Source organism: Aquitalea pelogenes (assembly GCF_041914625.1).
Lineage (GTDB): Bacteria > Pseudomonadota > Gammaproteobacteria > Burkholderiales > Chromobacteriaceae > Aquitalea > Aquitalea pelogenes.
In genome coordinates, this window is the sequence record NZ_JAYSDA010000007.1 from 115,103 (window position 1) to 139,292 (window position 24,190).

Below are 24,190 nucleotides of genomic sequence, written 5' to 3' on the forward strand. Positions count from 1 at the left end.
AGTGGGGAGTGGGGAGTGGGCCGTGCGGCTCGCCCTGCTCAGGCGGCGGGCTGTGCCGGCGGCTGTCCTGGTCGCAGGCAGATGGCCAGCACTTGCCGGTAGCGCAGCCACAGCCTGAGTGCATGCCAGGCTGCCATGACAGCCAGCAGCAGGCTGAGCATGGCCAGTGCGGCTTGCCAATGGGCTGGCCAAGTACACCAGGCCAATGCTGTCAGCAGCCACAGCGCATGCAGGCCGGTCAGCCACCGCACGGCCTGTTCGGAGAGGAAACCATGCGTGGCGGGCAGTACGCCGCGCGGGGGCTGCAAGCGTTGCAGATGCAGCCAGGCCAGAAACGGGGCGATCTTGCCCAGCATGCCCAGCACGCAAGCCAGCCCCAGGCCACCCAGCCACAGCACGCCACAGTACAGCGGCAGGCTGGTGTTGGCAGGCCAGCAAGGGGCGGCGAGGGCACATGATAGTCCTGACAGCAAAGCCAGCATGGCCAGCAGCCAGCTCAGCCACAGGGGGTCTTGCTGGCGGCGACAGCGGCGCAGCTGCTGCAGGGTGAGGCTGGCAAATGCGGCGGCGGGAAGACCGGCCAGTGTCAGCCAGTTGTTTATTTTGTCCTGCTGCCACAGCAGCAACAGGCTGAGTGCCAGCAGCAGCACCGACTGGCCGGGAAGCAGCCAGCGGCTGGCGGCAGGATAGGGCGGAGACACCAGAAACATGGGGATTACGGTCTGGCTGACGGCCAGCAACAAGGCCAGCAACCAGCCCAGGCTTGCCCACAGCACATGGCTGTGCAGCAAAGGCAGGAAGGGCAGCTGGAGTTGGCCACCCAGTGTCAGTACCAGCAACAGGCCCAGGCTCAGCGCCACGCCCAGCCCGCCCAGGGCCAGACGCAGCCCCTGGCTGGTGGCATCACGTGCCGGACTGCGCCACAGGCCGGGTAGCGCATGCAGCAGCAGTGCCAGCCCGGCGCTGTAAGCCAGTAGCGCGCCGGCAGTCAGCCATGTCGCGGCAAAGCCATGACTGAAGCCCCAGCACAGGCAGGCGACACCAACCTGCCACGCGGGGAAGATACGCCACCACAAGGCTCGCGGGCTAGGCGTACCCACCCCGGCGGCCACGGCCAGCAGCTGTAATACGGCACCGAACATGGTGTTGCCCAGTACGCCCAGCGCCAGCAAGTGGGTGAGGGTGACAATCAGCGGATCGAAGCGGTTGGCAAGGACAGTGTCGCCCAGCAGCAGGGTGAGCCCGGTGATCAGCAGCCAGGCGAGGCTGGCAGTAAAAAAGCTGCCCGGCAACCAGGGCGGCGGGGCAGCTTCGTAAGACAGCCAGGCCTGGCTCATGGCCGGCTCAGGATCAGGATGACGCCGCCGTCACCGGACAGTTCGAAACGGAAGTCCAGCCCCTGTTGCTGTAGCAGCGGCAGCAGCGGGCTGGGATGGTGCGGCAGGATGTAGGCCGCTTGTTGACCGGGTGCCAGCCCGTCCGCTTCGTCCAGAATGATTTCCATCGGCTGTGGCGGCGGCAGCTGGCGCAGGTCGCGCGGGCTCATGCGGCGGCTCCGGCGGCAACCAGGTTGGCAAAGCCGGTAATGTGCTGGCTGCACATGGGGTAAAGAATGTTTTCTTCTTTCATGTTGTGCTGCTGCATCAGGATAAGCAGCGTGTCGGCACAGCCCAGATAGTCGCCGGCATGCTCGGATGACAGCAGCTGCGCCATGTCCTGCATCAGTGCGCGCATCTGGCTGTGTTCGTTGCGCATCACCATCGTGGGGCCCATCTGGCTGCAGGTGGCAGCTTCAAAGGCCGGAAACAGGCTGTCTTCTTCCAGCGCAAAATGTTGCAGCATGCCGTTGTGGAAGGCTTGAAACACGGCCCGGGCCTTGGGCCAGTCGCCCTGGCGCACCGCTGTTTCGGCGATGGCGAAGTCGGCATCGCACAGGCGATGTTGTTCGGTCAGTTGCTGGATGGCATTCATGGTGCTTTGCCTTGGCTGAGGTTGATGGTGAGCAGTATTGCCTGTTTGCGGCTGCGGCCTGAATGACCCGTATCAAGAAATCACTGCTTGCTGGCGCAAGGCCTGCAACTGTTGATGCAGGGTGACCACGCTACCGATGATGAGCAGCGCCGGGCTGGCAATCTGCTGATCGGCAATCAGCTGCGCCAGCGTAGCCAGCTGGCCGCACACGCAACGCTGGGCTGTGCTGCAGGCCCTTTCCACGATGGCCACCGGCGTGGCCGGGTCGCGGCCATGGGCCAGCAGCTGGCTGGCGATATGGGCCGCCTCGCCCAGCCCCATATACACCACCAGGGTCTGCTCCGGCGTGCTGTGCTGTGTCCAGTCCAGTGCGCTTTCCCCCTGACGGCGGTGGCCGGTGACTAGGCTGCAACCCTGGGCATGGTCGCGATGGGTAAGCGGCAGTCCCAGCGCGGCGGCGGCACCCAGCGCGGCGCTGATGCCCGGTACCACTTCGCAGGGGATGCCCGCAGCCGCCAGCGCCAGCATTTCCTCGCCACCCCGGCCAAACAGCAAGGGGTCGCCGCCCTTGAGCCGCACCACACGCTGGCCGTTGCGGGCAAAGTCGATCAGCAACTGGTTGATGTCTGCTTGCGGCAGGGTATGGCGGCTGGCGCGCTTGCCCACACAGATGCGGCTGGCCTGCGGCGGTGCCAGCCGCAGTATCTGCGGGTCCAGCAGGTGGTCGTAAAGCAGCACATCCGCCTCTCCCAGTCGCTGCACTGCGCGCAGGGTGAGCAAGTCCGGGTCACCCGGGCCGGCCCCTACCAGGCAAACGCTGCCGGGGGCAAATACCTTGCTGTCTCTTGGGGTGGAGTGGGGGCTGCCGGCCGGCGTGGGCGGCAGCGGGGGCAGGGCTGGGCGGTGCATGCAGACTCCCGGGCAAAGGCTTGCCAAATGACGATGCCGCCAGTGTAGGAAGGAGGGTGGCCGGGAATCGTTGATACGAATCAATGCTATCGGGATGCCCGAATCCGTACATTTCGCCCCAGGTACCGGACGTGCCGGTGCAAGCACTTTGAGGAGGACGTGATGAGCGCGAGCTTCACCAAATCGACGGCCCGCAACATCTTTTACGGTGGGTCGGTGTTCTTTTTCCTGTTGTTCCTGGGGCTGACGCTGGATACCACCATGGCCCTGCCCAGCCATAACGCCAAGGCCAAGCTGACTGATGCGGCGGTGCGCGGCAAGAAGATCTGGGAGACGCGCAATTGTGGCGGCTGCCATACCTTGCTGGGCGAGGGGGCTTATTTCGGACCGGAGCTGGGCAATGTGTATGTGCGCCGTGGCCCGGATTTCATCAAGGGCTGGATGAAGGCCATGCCCACCAACGTACCCGGTCGTCGCCAGATGCCGCAGTTTCATCTGAACGAGGGCGAGCTGGACGACGTGGTGGCCTTCCTGAAATACACCTCCGAGATCAATACCAATAACTGGCCGCCCAATATCCAGGGCTGATCGCACCAGACCAATCGCTGACGGAGATACACATGAGCAATGCAAGTGCGGCAACGCTGGCGGCTGAACAAGCCCGTGCGCCAGCCCAGATCAAATACCGCTCGCAGGCGGTGGCCAAGCCTTATTTCATGGCGGCCATCGGCCTGTTCATCGGCCAGATCCTGTTTGGCCTGATCATCGGCCTGCAGTATGTGAAGGGGGACTTCCTGTTCCCGGCCATCAATTTCAGCACCGCCCGCATGGTGCACACCAACCTGTTGATTGTCTGGCTGCTGTTCGGCTTCATGGGGGCGGGTTACTTCCTGATTCCGGAAGAATGCGAGCGCGAGCTGTACAGCCCGAAACTGGCCATCATCACCTTCTGGGTGTTCCTGGTAGCCGGTGCGCTGACCATTGTCGGCTATCTGGGCCTGCCCTATAACGTGCTGGCCCACCTCACCGGTAACGACCTGCTGCCCACCATGGGGCGCGGTTACCTGGAGCAGCCGCTCATCACCAAGGTGGGCATCGTGCTGGTGGCGCTGTCCTTTTTGTTCAACCTGTCGATGACGCTGCTGTCCGGCCGCAAGACCAGCATCAGTATCGTGATGCTGCTGGGGCTGTGGGGACTGGCCATCTTTTTCCTGTTCTCCTTCGTCAACCCCAGCAACCTGGTACTGGACAAGTATTTCTGGTGGTGGGTGGTACACCTGTGGGTGGAAGGCGTGTGGGAGCTGATCATGGGTGCCATGCTGGCCTTCGTGCTGGTGAAGGTGACCGGGGTGGACCGTGAAATCATCGAAAAATGGCTGTACCTGATCATTGCCATGACGCTGATCACCGGCATCATCGGTACCGGTCACCATTATTTCTGGATCGGCACACCGGCTTACTGGCAGGTATGGGGTTCCATCTTCTCCGCACTGGAGCCGGTGCCCTTCTTCATGATGACCATGTTTGCCTTCAATATGGTCAAGCGTCGCCGCCGTCAGCACCCCAACCAGGCCGCCACGCTGTGGGCGCTGGGCACCGGTGTGATGTCCTTCCTGGGCGCGGGCGTCTGGGGCTTTCTGGGCACGCTGTCGGTGGTGAACTACTACACCCACGGCACGCAGCTGACTGCTTCGCACGGTCACATGGCCTTCTACGGTGCTTACGCCATGGTGGTGCTGACCATGATTTCCTACACCATGCCGCTGCTGCGTGGCCGTGAAGCCAACAGCCCGCAGGCGCAGAATGTGGAAAAACTGGCGTTCTGGGTGATGACCCTGTCCATCGTCGGCATCACGCTGTGCCTGACAGCTGCCGGTGCGACACAGGTGTGGCTGCAACGCATGTCCAGCGCACCGCTGTCCTTCATGGAAACGCAGGACCACATCATGCCGCTGTACTGGGCACGTCTGGTGTGCGGCCTGGGCTTCTTCAGCGGCCTGATGCTGTACCTGATCAGCTTCTTTGTCACCGGCAAGCGCGAAGCCTGAGTGAACCGAGCAACAAGCGGCCCGTAAAGGGCCGTTTTTTCATTGGAGACAAACCATGCCTGCCGACAGCCTGCTGCTGGAAGACATACCGCACGACCGTCATGTGCCGGGAGACCTGGCCATGTGGTGTTTCATCCTGGCCGAGCTGGCGGTGTTCGGCGTGTTCTTCCTGGTGTACGGCTATCACCGCTGGCGTGATCCGGTACTATTTTCCCACGGCCAGCAGCAGCTGCACCTGCTGCTGCCCACACTCAATACCTTGCTGTTGCTGGCGGGCAGTGCTGCCATCGTGGCCGCCGTGCGCGCCTTTGCGCTGAACCGTCAGCGCAGCGGGCGGCGCTGGCTGATGTCCACCATGCTGGCCGGTGGCGGTTTTCTGGTGCTCAAGGCCATCGAGCTGGGTGGCAAGTTTGCTGCTGGCATCACCCTGTCCAGCGGCGATTTCTGGATGTTCTACCTCTCGCTCACCGTGTTCCACTTTCTGCATGTGGTGCTGGGCATGGTGATTGTCGCCGCCGTGTGGTGGCAGGCCCGCGACGGGCGCTATGCCGGTGCGGCCATTGATGGCGTGGAAACCGCAGCCGCCTACTGGCATATGGTGGACCTGGTGTGGATTGTGCTGTTTGCGCTGATTTACGTGGCGCGTTAAGCACCGCAGTTTGTTGGCAGGGCTTATCTGGAATCAAGGCCATGGCCCTGCATGGCCGGTATCGTTGACCCCATGAACACACCCGCCCCCCTTACCCAATGGCTGTTGTGGGCCTGGCTCAGTGGCCTGACCCTGCTGGCGGCCGTGCTGGCTGAAACCGGCCAGCTGTCACAACACTGGCTGGCACCGCTGGTGCTGGGTTTTGCCTGGCTCAAGGGCTGGGTGGTCATCGAGCGGTACATGGGGCTGCGCCATGCCCCGCACTGGCTGCGCGCCAGCGTGCATGGCTGGCTGTTGCTGGTGACTGGTGTGCTGCTGTTGAGTTTTCGCTAAGGAAAAGCCATGAACGCACCGCTGCGTCCCGAATTGTCCGTCCCCTTCTATCAAGCGCAGGGCGATGAATGCCAGCTGTTTGAAGCCGCCTGGCAGCAGCAGCTGCCGGTGTTGATCAAAGGCCCCACCGGCTGTGGCAAAACCCGCTTTGTCGCCCATATGGCAGCCCGGCTGGGCCTGCCGCTGATTACCGTGTCCTGCCATGACGACCTGTCCGCTGCCGACCTGGTGGGTCGCCACCTGATTGGCGATGGCCAGACGGTATGGTGCGACGGCCCGCTCACCCGTGCGGTGCGCCTGGGCGGCATCTGTTATCTGGATGAAGTGGTGGAAGCACGCAAGGACACCACCGTGGTGCTGCACCCGCTCACCGACGACCGCCGCATCCTTCCCATCGAACGCACTGGCGAAGTACTGGTGGCCCCGCCCGGCTTCATGCTGGTGGTGTCCTACAACCCCGGTTACCAGCATGTGCTGAAAACCCTCAAGCCCAGTACGCGCCAGCGTTTTGTCGCCATGAGCTTCGATTTTCCGTCTGCCGAAGTGGAACAGCAGGTGGTGATGCAGGAATCCGGGCTTGCCGCGGCACAGGCGCAGCAGCTGGTGACACTGGCCGGCCAGTTGCGCCGCCTGTCCGGTTACGACCTGGACGAATCAGTCAGCACCCGCTTGCTGGTGTATGCCGCCAAGCTGATGGCATCGGGCATGCGCCCGGCGCTGGCCTGCCGCACCGCGCTGGCCGAACCGCTGAGCGACGAGCCGGACACCGTGGCCGCCTTGCTGGCCATCATTCACACCCAGTTTCCTGCCTGAGCGGGGCCTGTCATGGAAGATATCGTCGGCGGCTGGTGGGACAAGCTGGTCAAGCGCGCAGCCTATCGCGGCCATGCCGCCGCTGCGGTGCGGCTGGAACAGGTGGCACCGCTTGCGCCGGTATTCTTTCGCGCCATGGGCGGCGACCCGGCACTGGCGCTGCGCTCCACCGTGGGGACCGAACACGGCGCCCGCCGCCGCTGGCTGGAGCGCCTCTCCGGCACCGGCGAGCGGGTGGAGCTGGCCTGGTCCGACCAGCAGGCCTTTTATCTGCCGGAAAAAATCGAGCTGTTTGCCGATGCCGCGCTCAATCGCGAACTGTATTTCTGGTTGATGGCACTGGCTGCCACTGCGCAGCCTGCCGGCGACTGGCTAAATGCCAACCGACAGGCCACTGCCGCATGCCTGTCCGCCATGCCTGGCCTGGCTGCCAGCTATCAGCGGCTGGTGGCTGCCCACCTGCCACAGCGGCCAGACCCGGCCCGCCTGCCACCGGCCGAAGCGGCCTGGGAGCGTGCCATCCGTCAGGCCCTGCTGCAGCCACAACAAACACTGGACACGCCGCCGCCAGCCCGAGCGCCTTATCCCATGCCCTTGTGGCTGCACCCCGCTCCGCCCACGCTGGAGCATACCGCCCCGTCCACCGCGCAGGACCCGCAGCAAAGCGGCCCGCGCAGCAAACCGCAACAGCGCCAGCGCCGTCGCTACCGCGCTCAGCGCGTGGTGCAGGACGAGCGCAAGAACGGCATGCTGATGATTTTCCGCGCCGAAAGCCTGTTTACCTGGGACGAATACGTCAAGGTCAACCGCCATACCGACGAGGATGACGACGACAACGCCGCCGCCGCGGCCGAGGACATGAACCGCCTGTCGCTGGCGCAGGATGCCCACACCAAGGGCGGCAAGCTGAAGTTCGACCTGGACCTGCCCGCCGCCGCCTGGGACGACACCCCGCTCGGCCCCGGCCTGCTGCTGCCGGAATGGAACTGGAAACAGCAAAGGCTGGTGGACGACCACTGCCGCCTGCAACCCATGCTGCCGCGCGATGCCGTCCCCGCCGCCTTGCCTGCGCGTCTGCTGCCGCTGGCCCGCCGCCTGCGCCGCCAGTTTCAGGCGCTGGCACCGGAACGTACGCTCAAGAGCGGACAGGAGTGCGGGCCGGACATCGACATCGACCGCGTCATCCGCTTCATGGCCGAACGCCACAGCGGCGTGGCCCAGTCCGAACCCGGCCTGTACCAGGCCTGGCCACCGGGCGAGCGCAGCCTGGCCTGCCTCACCCTGGCCGACCTGTCGCTGTCCACCGAAAGCTGGGTAGGGGACGAGGCTGGCCGGGTGATCGACGTCATCCGCGACAGCCTGCTCTTGTTTGCCGAAGCGCTGTCCGCGGCAGGCGACAGTTTTGGCCTGTACGGCTTTTCCTCCATCCGCCGCCAGGAAGTCCGCTTTCAGGTACTGAAAGACTTTGCCGAACGCTACGACGACAGCACCCGCGGCCGCATTCTGGCCATCCGTCCCGGCTATTACACCCGCATGGGCGCGGCCATCCGCCAGAGCAGCCGCATCCTGCTACAGCAGCCGGCCGCACGCCGCCTGCTGCTGATCATCTCCGATGGCAAGCCCAACGACCTGGACCACTACGAAGGCCGCCACGGCATAGAGGACACCCGCCAGGCCATTCTGGAAGCCCGCCGCGACGGCCTGCTGCCGTTCTGCCTGACGGTGGACCGTGAAGCAGGGGATTATCTGCCCCATCTGTTTGGCCACCGTGGCTATGTGGTGGTGCAACAGGCACAGATGCTGCCCAGCGTGCTCACCCGCTTGTATGCCCATTTGACGGCCTGAGCAGCACGGCCGCGGCCCGGGCGCAACCCGACTCCAAGGTGTAATCACCTTCTTCACCCGGCCTTGTGCCGGGTTTTTTTTGATATGCGGCAAGTCGCCAGCCAGCCCGTGCCCGGACAATGGCAGGCTGCTGCTCGGCAGATTCATACACTGGAAAGGAAGACCAGATGGCCCGGAAATTTCCCCTGCACCCGGCGCACCCGGAGCGCATTTGCTGGGGCTGCGACAAATACTGCCCGGCCGACTCCCTGCAATGCGGCAATGGCTCCGGCCGCACCCAGCACCCGGCGGAAGTACTGGGCGAGGACTGGTATGAATACGGCGACTGGGGGCTGGAGGTGGAGCCGGAACAAAAATCGCTGACGCTGCCGGAGAAGGGCTGAACCCTGTTTTCGGGTGTTCCGGCTGCCGGCCAGGCTGCAGCCGCAGGCATCTGACAGCACGACTTGCTGCTTGTTTTCGACCCTTTTCATTCCATGGTTAAACCGTTGATTCGAATCAAGGAGGGGGATATGCCCGCGGGATGAAGATGCCGGCAACCAAGCATTACTGTCACGCTGGAGCCCTAACCATGAAGACCCCGCGCTTGTCCTGGCTGCCAAGAAGTGTGTTGCTGGCGGCCCTGCCTTTTTCCGTGTTGCAGGCCTGGGCGGATACCGCCACTACCTCGACTTCCGCCCCGGAGGCGAAATATCAGGGAGCCGCCTCGCCGCTGGTTTCCGAGCCCATGCACCAGAACATCAACCCCAAGGCCCCGCCGATGACCGAGGCGGAGTTCACCCACGCCAAGCAGATTTACTTCGAACGCTGCGCCGGCTGTCACGGGGTGTTGCGCAAGGGGGCCACCGGCAAGCCGCTGACACCGGACATCACCCTGACGCGGGGTACCGAATACCTGAAGACTTTCATCAAGTACGGTTCGCCAGCCGGCATGCCCAACTGGGGGACTTCCGGTGAGCTGACCGATGCCCAGGTGGATCTGATGGCGCGTTATGTGCAGCAGGAACCGCCGACTCCGCCGGAATTCGGCATGAAGGACATGCTGGGCACCTGGAAGGTGCTGATTCCGCCGGAAAAGCGGCCAACGCATAAAGAGAACAATCTGGATGTGGCCAACCTGTTCTCGGTCACCCTGCGGGACGCTGGCCAGATCGCGCTGATCGACGGCAATAGCAAGCAGATCGTCAGCGTGCTGAAAACCGGCTACGCCGTGCATATTTCGCGCCTGTCGCAGTCCGGCCGCTACCTGTACGTGATTGGCCGCGACGGCAAGATCAATCTGATCGACCTGTGGATGGCCAAGCCGGACACGGTGGCGGAAATCCGCATCGGCCTGGAAGCCCGTTCGGTGGAAACTTCCAAGTTCAAGGGCTTTGAAGACAAGCTGGCGGTGGCCGGGGCCTACTGGCCGCCACAGTACGTGATCATGGACGGCAACAGCCTCAAGCCGCTGAAGATTGTCGGCACCCGTGGCATGACGGTGGATAACGAATACCACCCGGAACCGCGCGTGGCCTCGATTGTGGCCAGCCACTACAAGCCGGAATTCGTCATCAATGCCAAGGAAACCGGCAAGATCATGATGGTGAATTATTCTGACCTGTCCAACCTGAAAACCACCACCATCGATGCGGCCAAGTTCCTGCATGACGGCGGTTTCGATACCACCGGCCGTTACTTCATGGTGGCTGCCAATGCCTCCAACAAGGTGGCGGTAGTGGATACCAAGCTGGACAAGCTGGCCGCGCTGGTGGATGTGGGCAAGACCCCGCACCCGGGCCGTGGTGCCAACTTTGTCGACCCGCAATACGGCCCGGTATGGGCCACCGGCCACCTGGGCGACGACAGCATCAGCCTGATCGGCACCGACCCGGACAAGCACAAGGCCCAGGCCTGGAAGGTGGTGCGGGTGCTCAAGGGGCAGGGCGGTGGTTCGCTGTTCATCAAGACTCACCCGAAATCCCACAATCTGTGGGTGGATACCGCGCTGAACCCGGATGCCGCGGTGAGCCAGAGCGCTGCCGTGTTTGACATCAATCATCTGGACAAGGGCTTTGTCACCCTGCCGATTGGCGAGTGGTCTGGCCTGGGCGATGGTGCCAAGCGCGTGCTGCAGCCGGAGTACAACAAGGATGGCAGCGAGGTGTGGTTCTCGGTGTGGAGCGGCAAGGACAAGCAATCGGCCATCGTGGTGGTGGACGACAAGACCCGCAAGCTCAAGGCCGTGATCAAGGACCCGCGCCTGATCACCCCCACCGGCAAGTTCAATGTGTTCAACACCCAGCACGATATTTATTGATTTGAAATAAGTCGTCGCCGTCCTTTCACTGTTGAAATCCGGCAGATCGTCCGCGGTCTGCCGGAACAAGGAGAGCAGCATGAAACATGTACTGATCGCGCTGGCCCTGGGTGGGCTGATGTCGGCCGGGCTGGCCCAGGCGGCCAGCGGGCCGGAACTGGCCAAGCAATACAACTGCCTGGCCTGCCACAGCGTGGATGCCAAGCTGGTTGGCCCGTCCTACAAGCAGGTGGCGGCCAAATACAAGGGGCAGGATGTCACCGCCAAGCTGATGCAGAAGGTGAAGGCGGGTGGTTCCGGCAGTTTTGGTGCCATTCCGATGTCGCCTAATCCGCAAGTGCCGGATGCCGACCTCAAGCAGCTGGTGACATGGATTCTGGCCCAGTAAGGCGTGGCATCTGTCTGGCGGCCTTGCTGGCTGCCAGCCTGTGCCAGCAGGCCACAGCAGCGCCACCGGCAGAGCCCCGTGCGGGTGAGCTGCTGCAACTGCTGCATAACGATTGCGGTGCCTGCCACGGGCTCAGTCTGAAAGGCGGGCTGGGCAGCCCGCTCACCCCCCAGGCGCTGGCCGGCAAACCGGCCGACAGCCTGGTGGCCACCATTCTCAATGGCCGCCCCGGCACCCCGATGCCGCCGTGGCGGCCTTTCCTTTCCGAAGAAGAAGCGCAATGGCTGGTTCAACTCTTGCAACAGGGCGGCGCACGCTAGCCCGACTGCTGGCACCGCTGCTGTGCCTGACTCTGGCAGCCTGCGCCACTACGCCACCCTTGCGTGGTACGGGCAATCTGGGCGTGGTGATCGAACGCGCCAGCGGCAGCGTGCAGATCGTCGACAACACCCATGAACAGGCGCTGGCACGGGTACAGGGCCTGGGTGATCTGTCCCATGCCTCGGTGGTGTTTTCTCCGGATGCCCGCCATGCCTATGTGTTTGGCCGCGATGGCGCCATCAGCAAGGTGGATTTGCTGACCGCCCGGCTGGAGACGCGGGTGGAGCAGGCCAGCAACAGCATAGGCGGTGCCATTTCCAGCGATGGCCGGGTGATTGCCGCACAGAATTACAGCCCCGGCGGGGTGAAGCTGTTTGATGCCGACAGCCTGGCCTTGCTGGCCAGTGTTCCCGCTGCTGCCGGACCCAATGGTCAGCCCTCGCGCGTAGTGGGTCTTGCCGACTTGCCGGGCAAGCGTTTTGCCTATGCGCTGTTTGATGCCGATGAAATCGATGTGCTGGACGCCAGCACGCCCACGGCACCCAAAATCCAGCGCTTCCAGCATATCGGCAAGCAGCCTTACGACGGGCTGGCCAGTGGCGATGGCCGCTATTTCATTGCCGGGCTATACGGCGAGGATGGCCTCGCCTTGCTGGATAGCTGGCATGCCGACGCCGGTGTGCGGCGCATTCTGGCCGGCTATGGTCGAGGCCGTCAGAGCATGCCGGTGTACAAGATGCCGCATTTGCGCGGCTGGTCCATCGCCGGGGATTACGCCTTCCTGCCTGCCATCGGCCAGCATGAAATATTGGTGGCCGACAACCGCAGCTGGGCGCAGGTGGCGACAGTGCCGGTGCTGGGCCAGCCGGTATTCGTGATGGCCGAACCGGGCGGGCGGCGGGTGTGGGTCAACTTTGCCTTCCCCGATAACGACAAGGTGCAGGTGATTGATGTGCCGACCCGGCAGCTAATCAAGACCCTGCAACCGGGCCGCGCCATCCTGCACATGGAATTCACCCCCCGTGGCGATGCGGTGTGGCTGTCCAGCCGTGACGACAACAAGCTGGTGGTGATCGACACCGCCACGCTCACCGTGCGCCGCACAATGCCGGCGCTGGAGCCATCCGGCATTTTCTTCAGCAGCCGTGCCAGCAGGATGGGGATGTGATGCCAGACCCTTCAAACCCTGGCGTACTGCCGCCGCGCAGCCTGCAGGCACTGGACCGTTGCCAGAAGCAGTTTCCGCTTAGTGCCACGCCCTTTGCCGACATGGCCGCCCTGCTGGGCGATGGCTGGACGGCCAGTGAGCTCATGCAGTTGTTGTTTACGGCCCGGCAGGCCGGTTTGCTCTCCCGGCTGGGGGCGGTGTTTGCCCCCAATACCGTGGGCAGCAGCACACTGGCCGCACTGGCTGTGCCGCCGGAGCGGCTGGATGCAGTGGCCGCCTTTGTAAGCAGCCATGCCGAGGTCAACCACAACTACCAGCGCGACCACCACTTCAACCTGTGGTTTGTGGTGACCGCCAGCGATGCCGCCGCCGTGGCCGAGGTGCTGTCGCGCATTCATCTGGCCACCGGACTGGCACCGCTCAACCTGCCCTTGCTGCGCGAATACCATATCGACCTGGGCTTTGCACTGGATGGCAGCGTGGCTGCGCGCCAGCCACAACCGCAGCCGAAACCAATACGCCCGGACTGGCGGCAGCAGCGCCTGCTGGCCGCCTTGCGAGACGGCCTGCCGCTGCAATTGCGGCCGTTCCAGCTGTTGGCCCGCGACTGCGGCCTGACCGAGCCGGAGGTGCTGCAGCAATTGCAAGCCTGGCAGCAGCAAGGCGTGCTGCGGCGCTTTGGCGCGGTACTGCGCCATGCCGAGCTGGGCTATCGCCACAACGCCATGTGCGTGTGGCAGATCGACGATGCCGCCCGTCGCGCAGCCATCGCCTGCCAGTTGGCGACAGAACCGGCGGTGACGCTGTGTTACGAACGCCCGGCGCGGCCACCGCACTGGCCTTACCAGCTGTTCTGCATGATTCACGCCAGTGATGCCGCCAGCCTGCACGCCATGCTGGATGATCTGGTCCGCCGCCACGCTCTGCAGGATTTTCCGCACGCGGTATTGCCCTCGATAAAACGCTACACCCAACGCGGAGCCTGTTATGGCCATCACGCATAGCCGGGCTGCGCTCAACCCGCTGGAAACCAGCATCGTCAACCAGCTGCAAGGTGGCTTTCCGCTTACCAGCCAGCCCTTTGCCCATGCCGCTGCCACCCTGGGTTGCAGCGAGCTGGCCTTGCGGCAAGGGCTGGATGGCCTGCTGCAGCGGCAGGTGCTGACCCGTTTTGGCCCGCTGTACCAGATAGAACGCATGGGCGGCTGCTTTGTGCTGGCGGCGCTGGCAGTGCCACCGGCACGCTTTGACGAAGTGGCGGCGGCAGTCAACAGCCTGCCGGCGGTAGCGCACAACTACCAGCGCAGCCACAAGCTCAATATGTGGTTTGTACTGGCCGCCGCCAGCCAGGCCGGGATTTCCGCCGCCTGTAGCGCCATCGAACTGCTGACCGGCCTCACCGTGCATGCCTTTCCCAAGCAGCGCGAATACTTTGTCGGCATGCGTTTTACCGTGGGCGGCCAGGCGGCGGTGGGGCAGGCCAGTGCCGGACGTGGCAGTCTGGATGAACAGCCCATGGTGCCGGAACTGGACGAGGACGACTGGCGGCTGATCCGCGCCAGCCAGGCCGGGCTGCCCTTGGTGGAGCAGCCCTACCGCCAGCTGGCCGACGCCCTGCAATTGCCAGAGCAGGAGGTGTTGAGCCGGCTGGGCCGCATGCTGGAGCAGGGCGTGATACGTCGCATCGGCGCGGTGCCCAACCACTACGCCATCGGCTACCGCGCCAACGGCATGGCGGTGTTTGATGTGGCGGATGAGCTGGTGGATGAGCTGGGCCAGCAACTGGGGCAGTTGGACTGCGTGAGCCACTGCTATCGCCGTCCGCGTCACTTGCCGCACTGGCCTTACAACCTGTTTGCCATGGTGCATGGCGACAATCGCCGCGCGGTACGCGAACAGCAGGCCGCGCTATTGCAATTGCTGGGCACGGCCTGCCGCCGCCATGCACTGCTGTTTTCCACCCGCATCCTGAAAAAGTCCGGCCTGCGGGTGTAAGCCGGGATTGATCCCGTTGATACGGGTCAAGGAGACGGGCAGGGGGCGGCCTGCACACTGATGGCCATCACCATTGCCGGAGCCAGCCATGCTGCGCCTGACACCCTATCTGCAAAGCCTGCTGGACCCGGCAGCTGCCCCCGCCCGTAGCGGCAAACCCGGCGGCCCGGTGGTGATCTGGAACCTGATCCGCCGCTGCAACCTCACCTGTCAGCATTGTTACTCCACCTCGGCCAACAAGGATTTCCAGGGCGAGCTGAGTACGGCAGAAGCCTGTGCGGTGATGGACGATCTGCATGCCTTTGGCGTGCGGGTGCTGATTCTGTCCGGCGGCGAACCGCTGCTGCGGCCGGATATCTTCGAGCTGGCCGCCCGTGCCAAGGCCATGGGTTTTTATGTCGGCCTGTCCAGCAATGGCACGCTGATTGACGAGCGCAATATTGCCGCGCTGGCGGCGGTGGGCTTTGACTATGTCGGTGTCAGTCTGGATGGCATTGGAGCCACCCACGACCGCTTCCGTCGCCTGGCCGGTGGCTACGAGCTGGCCTTGCGCGGCATGCGGCTGGCACGCGATGCCGGGCTGAAAGTGGGCCTGCGCTACACCATGACCGAAGACAATGCCGACGACTTGCCTGCGCTATTGCAGCTACTGGCAGTGGAAGAAATCGACAAGTTTTATTTTTCCCATCTCAACTATGCCGGGCGCGGCAACAAGCACCGGGCCGACGACGCCCGCCAGCCGCGTACCCGCTGGGCGATGGACTTGCTGATCGAGTCCTGCCTGCAGCACATCCGCGCGGGCAAGCCGCGTGATTTCGTTACCGGCAACAACGATGCCGATGCGGTGTACCTGCTGCACTGGGCTGCGCGTCATTACCCGGCACAGGCGGCGCAGCTGCGCCAGCGCCTGCTGGCCTGGGGTGGCAACGCCAGCGGGGTGAACGTGGCCAATATCGACAATCTGGGCAATGTGCACCCGGACACCATGTGGTGGAAGGTGACGCTGGGCAATGTGCGCCAGCGGCCGTTTTCCGCCATCTGGCAGGATCTGTCCCACCCGCTGCTCGCCGGGCTGCGCCAGTCGCCACGGCCGGTGGAAGGGCGCTGCGCCGCCTGTCAGCATCTGGCCATCTGCAATGGCAATACCCGGGTGCGCGCCTGGGAGCTGACCGGCAATTTCTGGGCGGCGGACCCGGCCTGTTATCTGAGCGATGAAGAAGTAGGGGTGGCCAGCGGCGTGCATGCGCTGGCACCGCTGACGCCATGGCAAAAGGAAACAGCATGATGAAACGCTGGCTTGTTTTGTTTGCCCTGACCCTCAGCCTGCCGCTGCATGCTGCTCCCGCAGCGGACATGGATCCATCCGCCGCCGCGCAGTTATACGGCCAGCATTGCCAAAGCTGTCACGGGGCCGACCGCTTGGGCGGCATGGGCCCGGCCTTGCTGCCGGAAAGCCTGGAGCGGCTGAAACCCGCCGAAATCAGCAACACCATCCGTCAGGGGCGCAGCGCCACCCAGATGGCCGGTTTTGCCGGCCAGCTGAGCGAGGAGCAAATCAAACAGCTCACCGCCTATGTACAAAGTGCTCCGGCCACGCCGCCACGCTGGAGCGATGCCGACATGCGCGCCTCGCACCGCCAGCCGGTGGCACTGTCCAGCCTGCCGGCCAAGCCGCAATACACAGCCAATCCGCTCAACCTGTTTGTGGTGGTGGAGGCAGGCGACCACCATGTCACGGTGCTGGATGGCGACCGCTTCCGGCCCATTACCCGTTTTGCCAGCCACTATGCGGTGCATGGCGGGCCCAAGTTTTCGCCCGATGGCCGCTTTGTCTATTTTTCCAGCCGTGATGGCTGGGTGACCCAGTACGACCTGTACAGCCTGCAAGTGGTGGCGGACATCCGCGTGGGCCTGAACACGCGCAATATCGCGGTATCGGATGACGGCAACTGGATTCTGGCCGGCAACACCCTGCCGCAAACGCTGGTGCTGCTGGACGCGCACGGCCTGGCCCCGGTGAAAACCATTGCGGTGCGTGATGCGGCCGGTCATCCGTCGCGGGTGTCCGCCGTGTACGAAGCCGCACCGCGCCACAGCTTTGTGGTGGCGTTAAAAGATGTGCCGGAACTGTGGGAAATCAGCTACGACCGACACGCCGCGCCGGTTTACCCCGGACTGGTGCATGACTACCAGATGGGCGAGGCGCTGGCGCAGCCGGGTTTCCTCACCCCGCGCGTGACGCCGCTGTCCATGGTGCTGGACGATTTTTACTTCGACCCGTCTTATCAGCATGTGCTGGGTGCCTCGCGCAGCGGTCAGGCGCAGGTCATCAGCCTGGATGCGCGCAGCAAGGTGGCGGACCTGCCGCTGGATGGCATGCCGCACCTGGGTTCCGGCATCAGCTTCGAGCGTGATGGCCACCGTATCATGGCCACGCCCAATCTCAAGGGCGGCCAGCTCAGTTTCGTCGACATGGACAGCTGGCAGTTGATCAGGCAGGTGCAGCTGCCGGGGCCGGGCTTTTTCCTGCGCAGCCATGAAAACACGCCCTATGCCTGGGCCGATTCCATGATGAGCGCGCACAAGGACATGCTGTCCATCATCGACAAGCGCAGCCTCAGCGTGGTGCGCCAGCTGGTGTTGCGGCCGGGCAAGACCACCGCCCATGTCGAGTTCACCCGCGATGGCCGTCATGCGCTGGTGTCGGTGATGGAAAACCCCGGCGAGCTGATTGTGGTGGATGCGCAGACCCTGCGCGAAGTGGCGGCGCTGCCCATGGCCAAGCCGATTGGCAAATACAATGTGTTCAACAAGGTCAACCGTTCGGAAGGGACCAGTCACTGAAGCCGGCAGTCTTTGAAACCACCGAATGCCAGCGCGCATGCGCCATGCTGGTTCTACGCCGTTTGGCGTAGTTGCCTGATGCTTTGTGTGCATGGCGATGTCGGTGCTGGCGGCCTATAGTCGGCGGCATGACGGGTGCGTGCACCCGGCCCGCCTTTGGAAAAATCATGCAAACAGTCGATATTCCCGCTTTCTTGCGGCATCAGCCTTTGTTCCAGCAACTGTCTCCGGCGCAGATCGAGGCGCTGGTGCCCTTTACCCACGAAGTGCGTGGCAGCAAGGGGCAGGTGATCTTCCAGAAGGGCGACCCGTGTGATGGCATGTTCCTGGTGGTGTATGGCCGGGTGAAACTGGCCATTTCCTCGTCTCAGGGCAGTGAAAAGGTGATGGAAATCATCCATCCGGGCCAGAGCTTTGGCGAGGCGGTGATGTTTCTGGGCAAGCCCTGCCCGGTGATGGCGCAGCTACTGGAGGATGGCTTTTTGCTGAAAGTGGAGGCGCAAGGCATCAATCAGGCCATCGAAAAAGACCCGGCCTTTGCCCGCCGCCTGCTGGCCGGCCTGTCGATGCGGCTGCACGGCCTGGTGCGCGATGTGGAGCGCTACACCATTGAAACATCGCTGCAACGGATGGTGGGTTATCTGTTGCAGAACGCCGACCTCACCGTGCCGATGCCGCTGGTGACGCTGCCGGTCAACAAGAACCTGATTGCCTCGCGGCTGAACCTGACACCGGAAACCCTGTCGCGCATGTTGCACCAGCTGAGTGAAGCGCAACTGATCGAGGTGAACGGCCGGGAAATCAGCCTGCTGAATGTGGACGGCCTGCGCCAGAGCGCCGACTAGGCGGCCCTGCCTGCGGTGACAAGCAAAAAACGCCTGACTGTGTCAGGCGTTTTTCTTTGCCGGGCAGGCTTACCACTTGTAGCTAAGGGTGGCGCTGATATTGCGCTTTTCGCCGTAGTAGCAGGCATAGCTGCTGTAGCACGATGCCACGTAGGTCTTGTTGGCCAGGTTGTTGGCGTTGATCTGCAGCGTGCTGCCCTTGAGCGACGGGCTGAACCGGCCCAGTTGCAGCCGCAGGCGCAGGTCGTACAGCGTGACACCCGGAATGGTCAGGGTGTTGGCGCTGTCGGCCCACATCCAGCCGGTATGGCGAATGCCGCCGCCCAGATTGATGCCGCTGTCAAAGGCATAGTCCAGCCAGGCGGTGGCCTTGTGTGCCGGTGCCAGATACGGCGTCTTGCCCTGGTTGCTGCCTTCGGTCACTTCCATGTCGGTATAGGTGTAGCCCGCCAGCAGCGACAGGCGCTGGCTCAGCCTGGCATTGGCTTCCAGTTCCACGCCGCGTGAGCGTACCTTGCCGATGGGGTCGTATTTGAAGGTGGTGGCGTTGTACTGGGCGACATTGCTTTGGCGCAAGTCGTAAATGGCCGCCGACAGCTGGATGTCGCTGCCTGGCTGGTAACGGATGCCGACTTCGCTTTGCTTGCTTTGCATCGGCTTGAGCACATTGCCATGGGTATCGGTGGCATAGGCCTGGCTCGGGTCGAAGCCTTCGCTATAGCTCAGGTAGGGGCTCAGGCCATTGGCCGCCTGGTAGACCAGACCCAGCCGACCGGTAGTCTTGCCGCCATCCCAGCTGTTGCTCACGCCGGTGCCGGTATTGGTTTCCGATACTTTGGCCTGATCGTGGCGCAGGCCGGCGGTCAGCTTCCAGTTATCCAGCGCCATCTGGTCCTGCAGGTAGACGCCGGTCTGGTCGCGCTTGCGGTCGAAGTATTTGTAGGACAGCGGGTGGCTGCTGTCGTCATAGACGGTGTTGAAGGGGTTGATGGTGGTGCCGGTGTAGGTATAGGAGTTGTCGCCCTTGTTGCGGCTGGTCTGGTAGTCCAGCCCGGCCAGCACGGTGTGCCTGAGTCCCAGCGCACTGAAGCGGGCTTCCAGGTTGTTGTCGATGATGTGGGCGGTGGAGCGCTCGCTGGAGCGGGCATAGGTGCGGTTGAGCAGGTCGGAGCTATCCGACACCCAGCCCACGTCGGAGTACTGGCTCAGGTCGGTCTTGCTCAGTTGCAGGCGGTATTGCTGGCGGAAGGTCAGCGCGTCGTTGATGCGGTGTTCCAGCTGATAACCAAAGTATTGCTGATCGCGGCTCATGCCGTCGCCACTGGAGCCTTCGTTGAAGCTGGTGGAGATGGTCTTGCCGTTATGCGGTACCACGGTGCCGTAGTAGGGCAGGGTGCCGTGGTAGCCGGTGCTGGGGTCTTTCTGCAAATAGGCTTGCAGCAGCAGATTGGTACTGTCGCTGATTTTCCAGTTGAGCGAGGGCGCCAGTACATAGCGCTCGGTGCTGGCACCGTTTTGCTGCTGGTCGGCGGCGCTGTCCTTGGCAACCAGGCGGTAGGACAAGTCGTCGCGCCCGGCCACGGCACCGCCAAAATCCAGCCCCAGTGAGCGTTGCTGGTGGTTGCCCACTGTTAATGACAACTCGTGGTAGTCCGATTGCAGCGGGCGCTTGCTGGTGATGGCCACCACGCCGCCGGGCGCGGCCTGGCCATAGCTGGCGGATGCCGGCCCGCGTACCACGTCCAGCCTTTCCACCACGTAGGGGTCAATCTGCAGGGTGTTGTAGCCATCCGGGTCGCCAAACAGGCGCAGTCCATCCAGAAATTCATTGGCAGTGGGGTGATCGCTGAAACCACGCAACACGATGTAGTCGTAGCGGGTGGTGGAGCCTACTGCGCCGGTAAATACCCCCGGGGTGTAATTGAGTGCTTCGCTGATGGTGCGGGCTTGCTGGTCCTCGATTTGCTGGCGAGTGACCACCGATACCGCCTGCGGAATGTCCTGCAGCGGCGTATCGGTTTTGCTGGCGCTCTTGCTGCTGCCCACCTGATAACCCTGTGTCGGTGCCAGCGCATCATTGCGCTGCTCTGCGTTCACTTTCACCGTTTCCAGCGTAGCGCTGTCCGTGGCGGCATAAGCCTGTTGCACCGCCAGCGCCAGGCTGGCCATGCACACTGCGTGACCCAGTGCCAGGCTGGCAGACGGGTTCTTCTTGCTGTTGTTCATCACTGTTTCCTTGATGGGTGACGGATACCACCTCCCGCGTCCGGCCCCCTGCCGGCGTGCTGAACGGGAAGCATTCGACCATGCCTGCGGCGTGTGGCCGCAGCAGAGTTGATGCAATAATGCTATTGATAATTATTATCATTCGCAATAATATTGTGAAAATTCTGATTGCAGGAGTGGCATTCATGACAACTAGCAGCATGCAGCGCGCTGGCAGGCAGGCTTCCTGTAAGCCCCTGGCGGGTTGCTAAGCACCCGCCGGGACAGCCTTGTCCGTCCGGTTTGCCCAGACAGTGGCCCGCCGGTACCGGGCCTCCCACCCACTGGCCCAGCCAGTACCCGGAGCGATGAAAACATGAAGCAGATTTTTGTCCCGCAAGCAGTCATTCCTGTGTTGTCTGTCAGGAGGGCGCTGTAATGAACAGCAAGATCCACGACTTTGTTGCCATTGGCATCGGCCCCTTCAACCTGGGCCTGGCCTGCCTGAGCCAACCGCTGGACGGGCTGGATGGTGTGTTTCTCGATCAGGCCAGCGGCTTTGACTGGCACCCCGGCATGCTGCTGGAAAATGCCACGCTGCAAACGCCGTTCCTGGCCGACCTGGTGACGCTGGCCGACCCCACCAGTCGCTTCAGTTTTTTGAACTACCTCAAGCAAAGCGGGCGGATTTACGCGTTTTACATCCGCGAAGACTTTTTCATGCTGCGTCAGGAGTACAACCAGTACTGCCAGTGGGTGTGCGCCCAGCTGGAGAGCCTGCGCTGGCAGCGCCGGGTAGAGCGGGTGGAATACGACGAAATCAATCACCTCTATCAGGTGCATTGCCACAACCTGGCCACCGGTGAGGCCGAGCTATACCGTGGCCGCCATCTGGTACTGGGTACCGGCACCGTGCCGCTGTGGCCTGAGTGCTGCCAGTCGGTGCAGCAGCAGGCCAGCCACTCCGCCAGCTATCTGGCGGACAAGGCCGCCTTGCAGCGCCAGCCTTCCATCACCATCGTCGGCAGCGGGCAAAGCGCGGCGGAGATTTATTACGACCTGCTGCAGGACATCGACCGCTATGGCTACCAGCTGAACTGGCTCACCCGCTCGCCGCGTTTCTTCCCGCTGGAATACACCAAGCTGACGCTGGAGCTGACTTCGCCGGAATATGTGGATTACTTCCACCAGTTGCCGCTGCCGCAGCGCGACCAGTTGTTGCAGCAGCAAAAAGGCTTGTTCAAGGGCATCAATGCCAGCCTGATCAACGACATTCACGAACTGTTGTACCGCAAGCACCTGAACGGCACGCCAGACACCCTGCTGCTGGCCAATACCGCGCTCACCGATTGCCGGCATGACAAGGCCAGCGGGCGCTTCGTGCTCAGCCTGCAGCAGCAGGAACAACAGCAGGACTTCCAGCTGGAAACCGCCGCTCTGGTGCTGGCCACCGGTTATGGCTACCGCCAGCCAGACTTCCTGGCACCGGTTGCCGGGCGCATCCAGCGTGATGCCCGCGGCCGCTTTGCCGTAGCGCGCGATTACAGCATCGATGCCGACCACCGCCTGTTTGTGCAAAACGCCGAACTGCACACGCATGGCTTGTCGTCGCCGGACCTTGGCATGGCGTGCTATCGCAATGCCCGGCTGATACGCAGCATGACCGGTGTTGCCCACTATCCGGTGGAGCAGCGCATTGCCTTCCAGCAATTCACCGTGCCGCATTCGCAACCCGCGCCGGAGCGCATGAGCGCATGAGGCGGGTATTGCTGACCCTGACCAGCCTGGCGGTGGTGGGCGATGCGGTATTGCTGCCGTTTTATCCCCAGTACTTTGCCAGCCGCTTCGGGGTGAACGATGCCAGCCTGGTGGGCAATTACCTGGCTGCCATGTGCCTGGTGGTGATGCTGGCGCTGCCCGTCTGGGCGGCGCTGGCACGGCGGGTGGCCTTGCTGCGGCTATTGCCTGTCACCCAACTGGCCGCCGCCTTGCTATGCCTGTGCAGCGCCTACAGCAACGGCATGGCGGCCTTCTGGCTGGCCTCGCTGAGCATGGTGGCGTGCAAGGCCAGCTATCTGCTGATCTACCCGCTGCTGATGAGCCAGACCCCACGGCAACAGCATGGCAGCCTGATCGGCCTGCTGTCGGTGATTGTCCACTTTGGTGGCATTGGCGGCGCCTTGCTGGGCGGTGCCTTGCTGGGCCTGTTGCCACCGGGCGATATCTTCTTGCTGATGGCGCTGGCAGACCTGCTGCAGATGGCCCTGTGCCTGTGGCTGCGCTGGCATCCGCATGCCTCATCTGCGGTTGCGGAGACAGAGCAGGAACAGGCAGCCAGCCCGCAGGCGGCAGGTGCTGCGCTGTGGCGGCTGGGACTGCTGATGCTGTTGTTCTACTGCAGTGCCTATCTGGTGCGCGGCTTCTTTGCCCTGTACTGGCAGCAGCAAAGCGGTATCGACAACAGCCTGCTGGCCGCAGCGGTGTTTGCCCTGCCTGCTGCCATGGCCTTGCTGGGTTTGTGGCATGCGCGGCGGCGTTCGCAGCGTGGCCTGACGGCAACTGCTGGCCTGCGCCACCTGTGGTGGCTGGGAGCGGCCGGTCTGCTGTTGCAGGCCCAGCCCTGGCTGCCACTGCTGTTGCTGGGGCGCTGCCTGTTTGGCTGGGCGCTGTTCCAGCTGACGGTGTGGCTGGACCTGCAATTGTTCCGCCACAGCAGCCCGGCACGCTATGCCCGTGACTACAGCCGCATCAGCCTGTGCCAGAACCTGGGCGTGTTGCTGTCCTCTTCCGCCGCCGGTGTGCTGGTGGCAGGCCATGGCTTGCTGGCCCCGTTTGTGGCTGCGGCGCTGGGGCTGCTGCTGTGCTGGCTGTTATCCCCTGTATTGCTGCGGGAACCTGCCCCGGCGCTTTCCCAAGGAGTTTGCCCATGACGGCGCGTTTACCTTTGTTCACCCGTCAGGTGGAGGGTTTTGGCTGCTTTCGCCTGCATGCCTTGCGCATTCCCGAGGACATCCCCTTGCTGCATGACTGGGTGCAGCGTGATTACGCCCGCTACTGGGGCATGCAGGGGCATGCGCTGGCAGCGGTCACTGCCGCCTATGCCAGCTTGCAGGCCAGTGGCCATGCCCAGGCCTGGCTGGCCTGGCTGGACGATGCACCGGCTTTCCTGATGGAGCGCTACGACCCGGCCCATGACGAACTGGGCCGCCATTACCCGGTGCAGCCCGGCGATATCGGCATGCATCTGCTGCTGGCCCCGCCAGAGCAGCCGCGCAGCGGTTTTAGCCGGGTGGCGATGGATACGGTGCTGGCGGCCCTGTTTGCCGAACCGTCCGTCCGCCGCGTCGTGGTGGAGCCGGATGTGCGTAACGACAAGATCCACCAGCTCAACCGCTATGCCGGCTTTGTCTATCACGGCGAAATCGCGTTGCCGCACAAGCGCGCCGCGCTGGCTTTCTGCACGCGGGCGCAGTTTGACGCCCATCTGCAAGCCATCGCCGACCAGGCCGCGTGTGCACTCTGACAACATTTACCCTGCCGGGGCAGCCGCTGTCAGG

Annotated in this window: 24 protein-coding genes; 19 read left to right on the forward strand and 5 right to left on the reverse strand. The window is 63.4% G+C overall.

The window, feature by feature from the left end; all coding sequences use genetic code 11:
• Positions 1–38 precede the first annotated feature (38 nt).
• The 4 genes from ACE3SE_RS07965 to cobA all read right to left on the reverse strand — a co-directional run bounded on the left by ACE3SE_RS07965 (position 39) and on the right by cobA (position 2,880).
• On the reverse strand, positions 39–1,337 hold the full coding sequence (locus ACE3SE_RS07965) for a hypothetical protein (RefSeq protein ID WP_374554493.1): 1,299 nt from the start codon (positions 1,335–1,337) through the stop codon (positions 39–41).
• Positions 1,334–1,546: a DUF2249 domain-containing protein gene (locus ACE3SE_RS07970; RefSeq protein WP_045846230.1), complete on the reverse strand. Its 213-nt coding sequence runs from the start codon at positions 1,544–1,546 to the stop codon at positions 1,334–1,336. The genes ACE3SE_RS07965 and ACE3SE_RS07970 overlap by 4 nt, the downstream gene beginning before the upstream one ends.
• The gene (locus ACE3SE_RS07975) at positions 1,543–1,971 is read right to left on the reverse strand and encodes a hemerythrin domain-containing protein (RefSeq protein ID WP_374554495.1); all 429 of its coding nucleotides are present in this window, start codon (positions 1,969–1,971) and stop codon (positions 1,543–1,545) included. Before ACE3SE_RS07975 ends, ACE3SE_RS07970 begins: the two co-directional genes overlap by 4 nt.
• Positions 1,972–2,043: 72 nt before the next feature.
• The gene (gene cobA, locus ACE3SE_RS07980) at positions 2,044–2,880 is read right to left on the reverse strand and encodes a uroporphyrinogen-III C-methyltransferase (protein ID WP_374554497.1); all 837 of its coding nucleotides are present in this window, start codon (positions 2,878–2,880) and stop codon (positions 2,044–2,046) included.
• Between the two features lie 162 nt (positions 2,881–3,042).
• Between cobA and ACE3SE_RS07985 the strand changes: the two genes are divergently transcribed.
• The 16 genes from ACE3SE_RS07985 (at position 3,043) to ACE3SE_RS08060 (ending at position 18,428) form a co-directional block, all read left to right on the forward strand.
• A complete protein-coding gene (locus tag ACE3SE_RS07985; RefSeq protein ID WP_045846233.1) occupies positions 3,043–3,468 on the forward strand; it encodes a c-type cytochrome in 426 nt (141 codons plus the stop codon).
• Positions 3,469–3,500: 32 nt separating this feature from the next.
• Positions 3,501–4,928 carry a cbb3-type cytochrome c oxidase subunit I gene (locus tag ACE3SE_RS07990; protein ID WP_045846234.1) on the forward strand — a complete coding sequence of 476 codons (1,428 nt, stop codon included), beginning with the start codon at positions 3,501–3,503 and terminating at the stop codon, positions 4,926–4,928.
• Positions 4,929–4,983: 55 nt separating this feature from the next.
• Positions 4,984–5,577, forward strand: a complete 594-nt coding sequence (locus tag ACE3SE_RS07995) for a cytochrome c oxidase subunit 3 (protein WP_045846235.1) — start codon at positions 4,984–4,986, stop codon at positions 5,575–5,577.
• A 72-nt stretch (positions 5,578–5,649) separates the two neighbouring features.
• Complete coding sequence (locus ACE3SE_RS08000; RefSeq protein WP_062791532.1) at positions 5,650–5,910, forward strand: cytochrome C oxidase subunit IV family protein; 261 nt, start codon at positions 5,650–5,652, stop codon at positions 5,908–5,910.
• 9 nt (positions 5,911–5,919) lie between these two features.
• Positions 5,920–6,723, forward strand: coding sequence for a CbbQ/NirQ/NorQ/GpvN family protein (locus ACE3SE_RS08005; RefSeq protein WP_374554500.1), 804 nt, complete (start codon positions 5,920–5,922; stop codon positions 6,721–6,723).
• A gap of 12 nt (positions 6,724–6,735) precedes the next feature.
• Positions 6,736–8,568 carry a nitric oxide reductase activation protein NorD gene (locus ACE3SE_RS08010; protein ID WP_374554502.1) on the forward strand — a complete coding sequence of 611 codons (1,833 nt, stop codon included), beginning with the start codon at positions 6,736–6,738 and terminating at the stop codon, positions 8,566–8,568.
• 167 nt (positions 8,569–8,735) lie between these two features.
• A complete protein-coding gene (locus tag ACE3SE_RS08015) occupies positions 8,736–8,951 on the forward strand; it encodes a DUF3079 domain-containing protein (protein ID WP_045846238.1) in 216 nt (71 codons plus the stop codon).
• 188 nt (positions 8,952–9,139) lie between these two features.
• Positions 9,140–10,867 (forward strand): cytochrome D1 domain-containing protein, encoded by a 1,728-nt coding sequence (locus ACE3SE_RS08020; RefSeq protein WP_374554504.1) that lies wholly within the window; start codon positions 9,140–9,142, stop codon positions 10,865–10,867.
• A gap of 79 nt (positions 10,868–10,946) precedes the next feature.
• Positions 10,947–11,255, forward strand: a complete 309-nt coding sequence (locus ACE3SE_RS08025; protein ID WP_045846240.1) for a c-type cytochrome — start codon at positions 10,947–10,949, stop codon at positions 11,253–11,255.
• Positions 11,237–11,575 (forward strand): c-type cytochrome, encoded by a 339-nt coding sequence (locus ACE3SE_RS08030; RefSeq protein ID WP_131358849.1) that lies wholly within the window; start codon positions 11,237–11,239, stop codon positions 11,573–11,575. Before ACE3SE_RS08025 ends, ACE3SE_RS08030 begins: the two co-directional genes overlap by 19 nt.
• Positions 11,536–12,744 carry a cytochrome D1 domain-containing protein gene (locus tag ACE3SE_RS08035; RefSeq protein ID WP_374554507.1) on the forward strand — a complete coding sequence of 403 codons (1,209 nt, stop codon included), beginning with the start codon at positions 11,536–11,538 and terminating at the stop codon, positions 12,742–12,744. The genes ACE3SE_RS08030 and ACE3SE_RS08035 overlap by 40 nt, the downstream gene beginning before the upstream one ends.
• Entirely contained in the window at positions 12,744–13,748 is a 1,005-nt protein-coding gene (gene ahbB / locus ACE3SE_RS08040) for a siroheme decarboxylase subunit beta (RefSeq protein ID WP_374554509.1), read from the forward strand. Before ACE3SE_RS08035 ends, ahbB (ACE3SE_RS08040) begins: the two co-directional genes overlap by 1 nt.
• Complete coding sequence (ahbB, locus tag ACE3SE_RS08045; protein WP_374554511.1) at positions 13,732–14,739, forward strand: siroheme decarboxylase subunit beta; 1,008 nt, start codon at positions 13,732–13,734, stop codon at positions 14,737–14,739. The genes ahbB (ACE3SE_RS08040) and ahbB (ACE3SE_RS08045) overlap by 17 nt, the downstream gene beginning before the upstream one ends.
• A gap of 88 nt (positions 14,740–14,827) precedes the next feature.
• On the forward strand, positions 14,828–16,024 hold the full coding sequence (nirJ, locus tag ACE3SE_RS08050; RefSeq protein ID WP_374554512.1) for a heme d1 biosynthesis radical SAM protein NirJ: 1,197 nt from the start codon (positions 14,828–14,830) through the stop codon (positions 16,022–16,024).
• Complete coding sequence (locus ACE3SE_RS08055; RefSeq protein WP_374554514.1) at positions 16,021–17,583, forward strand: cytochrome D1 domain-containing protein; 1,563 nt, start codon at positions 16,021–16,023, stop codon at positions 17,581–17,583. The genes nirJ and ACE3SE_RS08055 overlap by 4 nt, the downstream gene beginning before the upstream one ends.
• A gap of 167 nt (positions 17,584–17,750) precedes the next feature.
• The gene (locus ACE3SE_RS08060; RefSeq protein WP_374554516.1) at positions 17,751–18,428 is read left to right on the forward strand and encodes a Crp/Fnr family transcriptional regulator; all 678 of its coding nucleotides are present in this window, start codon (positions 17,751–17,753) and stop codon (positions 18,426–18,428) included.
• Between the two features lie 69 nt (positions 18,429–18,497).
• Here ACE3SE_RS08060 and ACE3SE_RS08065 read toward each other — a convergent pair whose 3' ends face one another.
• Positions 18,498–20,654, reverse strand: coding sequence for a TonB-dependent siderophore receptor (locus tag ACE3SE_RS08065; protein ID WP_374554518.1), 2,157 nt, complete (start codon positions 20,652–20,654; stop codon positions 18,498–18,500).
• A gap of 417 nt (positions 20,655–21,071) precedes the next feature.
• Here ACE3SE_RS08065 and ACE3SE_RS08070 point away from each other — a divergent pair, with 417 nt between their 5' ends.
• From ACE3SE_RS08070 to ACE3SE_RS08080, 3 genes are read left to right on the forward strand one after another with little or no spacing between them, the layout of a single operon-like run.
• Positions 21,072–22,391: a lysine N(6)-hydroxylase/L-ornithine N(5)-oxygenase family protein gene (locus ACE3SE_RS08070; protein WP_374554520.1), complete on the forward strand. Its 1,320-nt coding sequence runs from the start codon at positions 21,072–21,074 to the stop codon at positions 22,389–22,391.
• 8 nt (positions 22,392–22,399) lie between these two features.
• On the forward strand, positions 22,400–23,563 hold the full coding sequence (locus ACE3SE_RS08075) for an MFS transporter (RefSeq protein WP_374554522.1): 1,164 nt from the start codon (positions 22,400–22,402) through the stop codon (positions 23,561–23,563).
• The gene (locus ACE3SE_RS08080) at positions 23,560–24,156 is read left to right on the forward strand and encodes a GNAT family N-acetyltransferase (RefSeq protein WP_374554524.1); all 597 of its coding nucleotides are present in this window, start codon (positions 23,560–23,562) and stop codon (positions 24,154–24,156) included. Before ACE3SE_RS08075 ends, ACE3SE_RS08080 begins: the two co-directional genes overlap by 4 nt.
• Positions 24,157–24,190 lie beyond the last annotated feature (34 nt).